Origin of the sequence: Nostoc cf. edaphicum LEGE 07299, from assembly GCF_015207245.1 — a bacterium.
GTDB lineage: Bacteria > Cyanobacteriota > Cyanobacteriia > Cyanobacteriales > Nostocaceae > Nostoc > Nostoc edaphicum_B.
Genome location: NZ_JADEXF010000562.1, coordinates 1 through 3,929, shown reverse-complemented (window position 1 = coordinate 3,929; position 3,929 = coordinate 1). Strand labels below are relative to the sequence as shown.

General features: G+C 47.1%; 1 pseudogene. It reads left to right on the top strand.

Annotated elements, in window-relative coordinates:
• Positions 1-17: 17 nt before the first annotated feature.
• A pseudogene (locus IQ229_RS16840) lies at positions 18-3,632 on the top strand (DNA-directed RNA polymerase subunit beta''); the annotation flags it as partial.
• Between the last annotated feature and the right edge of the window lie 297 nt (positions 3,633-3,929).

Here is a 3,929-nt window from a genome sequence, read left to right as displayed (position 1 = left end):
TCTCTCAAGTGCGGTAATTGGTGGGGATGCGGGGATTGATGGCAGATCCTCAAGGGGAAATTATCGATTTGCCCATCAAAACCAACTTCCGTGAAGGACTCACTGTAACGGAATACATTATTTCGTCTTACGGTGCCAGAAAAGGATTGGTGGATACTGCCTTGCGGACGGCTGACTCTGGTTATCTCACCCGCCGCTTGGTAGATGTATCCCAAGATGTAATTATTCGGGAATTTGACTGCGGCACCACTAGAGGTCTGGCGATTCGACCAATGACAGAAGGTGCCAAAACCTTGATTCCTCTGGGAACCCGCTTAATGGGACGGGTAATTGGCGAAGATGTCGTGCATCCGGTAACAAAAGAAGTTATTGCAGCACGCAATTCCCCAATTTCGGAGGATTTGGCGAAGAAAATTGAAAAATCTGGGGTGGGAGAAGTTGTGGTGCGATCGCCACTAACTTGTGAAGCCGCACGTTCTGTCTGTCAACACTGCTATGGCTGGAGTTTGGCCCACGCCAAGATGGTAGATTTGGGTGAAGCTGTGGGGATTATTGCCGCCCAGAGTATCGGCGAACCTGGAACCCAGCTAACCATGCGCACATTCCACACTGGTGGTGTATTTACCGGAGAAGTGGCGCAACAAGTTCGTTCCAAAATTGATGGGACTGTCAAGCTTCCGCGAAAACTGAAGACCAGAACATATCGTACCCGCCACGGGGAAGATGCCCTTTATGTTGAGGCTAATGGCATCATGCTTTTGGAGCCAACAAAAGTAGGTGATGTTACCCCAGAGAATCAGGAAGTTCATCTTACCCAAGGTTCGACACTATACGTATTTGACGGAAATAAGGTAAAACAAGGTCAATTGTTGGCAGAGGTTGCCCTCGGTGGACGTACAACTCGGACTAATACAGAAAAAGCAGTTAAAGATGTCGCCTCTGATTTAGCAGGGGAAGTGCAATTTGCCGAAGTTGTTCCAGAGCAAAAAACTGACCGTCAAGGTAATACCACAACCACAGCCGCACGCGGTGGTTTGATTTGGATTTTGTCTGGGGAAGTTTACAACTTGCCGCCTGGTGCAGAATTGGTGGTGAAAAATGGTGATGCGATCGCCTCTAATGGAGTTTTAGCAGAAACCAAGTTAACTAGTTTGCACGGTGGTGTAGTGCGTTTGCCAGAAGCTACTCCAGGTAAGAGTACTAGGGAAATTGAAATTATCACCGCTTCTGTGGTCTTAGACCAGGCAACCGTGACAGTCCAAAGTTCCCAAGGTCGCAATAACTACTTAGTCTCCACTGGCAACAACCAGGTATTTAATCTCCGGGCTACACCAGGCACAAAAGTGCAAAATGGTCAAGTGGTAGCCGAGTTAATTGATGACCGCTATCGCACAACCACTGGTGGTTTCCTGAAATTTGCTGGTGTAGAAGTCCAGAAAAAAGGCAAAGCCAAGCTAGGTTATGAAGTTGTGCAGGGCGGTACCCTTTTGTGGATTCCCGAAGAAAGCCACGAAGTTAATAAAGATATCTCCTTGCTGTTGGTAGAAGACGGTCAGTTTGTCGAAGCTGGCACCGAGGTAGTGAAAGATATCTTCTGCCAAAACAGTGGTGTGGTAGAAGTGACCCAGAAAAACGACATCCTGCGGGAAGTAGTGGTGAAGCCAGGGGAACTGCTGATGGTGGACGATCCCGAATCAGTTATCGGGCGAGATAACACCTTCATCCAACCAGGTGAGGAATTCCAAGGCAATGTCGCCACAGAATTGCGTTATATCCAGTATGTAGAGACACCAGAAGGCCCTGCCCTGTTGAGTCGTCCAGTAGTTGAGTTTGCTGTACCAGATAATCCAGATGTGCCATCAACTACATCTGTAAGTCAACAAACCGGGCGATCGATTCAATTAAGAGCGGTGCAGCGACTACCTTATAAAGATTCAGAACGCGTCAAATCTGTTGAAGGCGTGGAACTGCTGCGAACCCAGCTAGTGCTGGAAATTGAGCAAGAAGGGGAACAAGACCATAATGCTTCACCCTTGGCAGCAGATATTGAATTAGTAGAGGATACCGAAGATCCAGAAGTGCAACGTTTACAACTAGTGATTTTGGAATCCTTGGTAATTCGTAGAGATATTACCGCCGATGCCACCCAAGGTAGCACCCAGACGACACTTGAGGTACACGATGGGCTAACCATCGCCCCAGGTTCTGTAGTCGCACGTACCCAAATTTTGTGTAAAGAAGGCGGGGAAGTACGAGGTGTTCAAAAAGGAACCGAAAACGTGCGTCGCTGTTTGGTGTTGCGCGACGCTGACAGACTTCCGATTAATACTAGTACTCAGCCAAAGGTAAAAGTGGGTGACTTGCTAGTAGAAGGTACAGAAGTTGCTCCTGGAGTTTTTGCCCCAGAATCAGGACAAGTAGTCGATATTAAAAGCGTCGCTGCTGCATCTGGTGGAGAATCAGCTTTGAGTACTAAAAACTACGTTATTACTACCCGTATCGGTCGCCCTTATCGAGTCAGCCCTGGTGCTGTGTTGCAGATAGAAGACGGCGATTTGGTACAACGGGGTGATAACTTGGTGTTGCTGGTGTTTGAACGCGCCAAAACCGGAGATATTATTCAAGGTTTGCCCCGGATTGAGGAACTACTTGAAGCTCGTAAACCGAAAGAAGCGTGCATCTTATGTCGGCGGGGCGGAGAAGTTAAGGTAGTTTACGGTGATGGTGATGAAGCGATCGCCATCAAGGTCGTAGAATCAAATGGCGTGGTGACAGATTATCCTCTGGGGCCTGGACAAAATTTGATTGTGCCAGATGGCTCAATGGTATTAGCGGGACAACCGTTAACTGATGGCCCATCCAACCCCCACGAAATTTTGGAAATCTTCTTTAGCTTGGGTTCCGAAGATGGAATCTATGCTTGTGCTAGCCTTGCCTTGCAAAAGGTACAAACCTTCTTGGTGAATGAAGTGCAAATGGTGTATCAGTCTCAAGGGATTGATATTTCCGATAAGCACATTGAAGTGATTGTTCGCCAGATGACCAACAAAGTCAGGATTGATGATGGTGGTGACACCACAATGCTTCCCGGCGAATTGGTGGAACTGCGTCAAGTTGAGCAGGTGAACGAAGCTATGGCGATTACAGGCGGTGCTAGGGCACAGTATACTCCAGTATTATTGGGGATTACTAAAGCATCGTTGAACACCGATAGCTTTATTTCCGCCGCTTCCTTCCAAGAGACAACACGGGTACTCACCGAAGCAGCTATCGAAGGCAAATCTGACTGGCTGCGCGGATTAAAAGAAAACGTGATTATCGGGCGATTGATTCCGGCGGGTACTGGATACAATACTTATGAAGAACCAGGAGCGATCGATGACTATGCTGCTGAAATTACCAGTAGCGTGTTAGATGAAGTTGACGATCCCCTAGATATGGTCTTAGACGATCGCACAGCTCGCACCTATAATTTAGATTCTCCTACTCTTGGGGAATCTGGCTTTGGCAGCAGACGTGCAGAAAGGTCAATTCTAGATGAAGAAGATGAACTAATTGCTGACGAAGTAGTAGATGACGACGATTACGAGGAAGAAGAGGAAGACGACGAAGATGATTTCGACGACGAATAGAGACTTGAAATTTCGCGTCTAAAAGGTAAAAGGTAAAAGGTAATATCCAGTCTGCTCAATTACCAATAGCCAAAGTACCTTACCCATGCTAGCGTGCCCCTTGCAAAGGGGCGCGCTAGTTTCAGTTTTACCCCTAGCGAGCAAGTGTCGTCATATTCAATTAAAATAAGCGATCGCAATCAGTATACTGAAATTTTCTCTTTTACAGCGCTGCAAACTTTTTAGGTGCAATTTATCTAGCAGCTTCTGTCATTTGGCTTAATTGATGACACGCCCTAGTAATGACTGGTACATAAC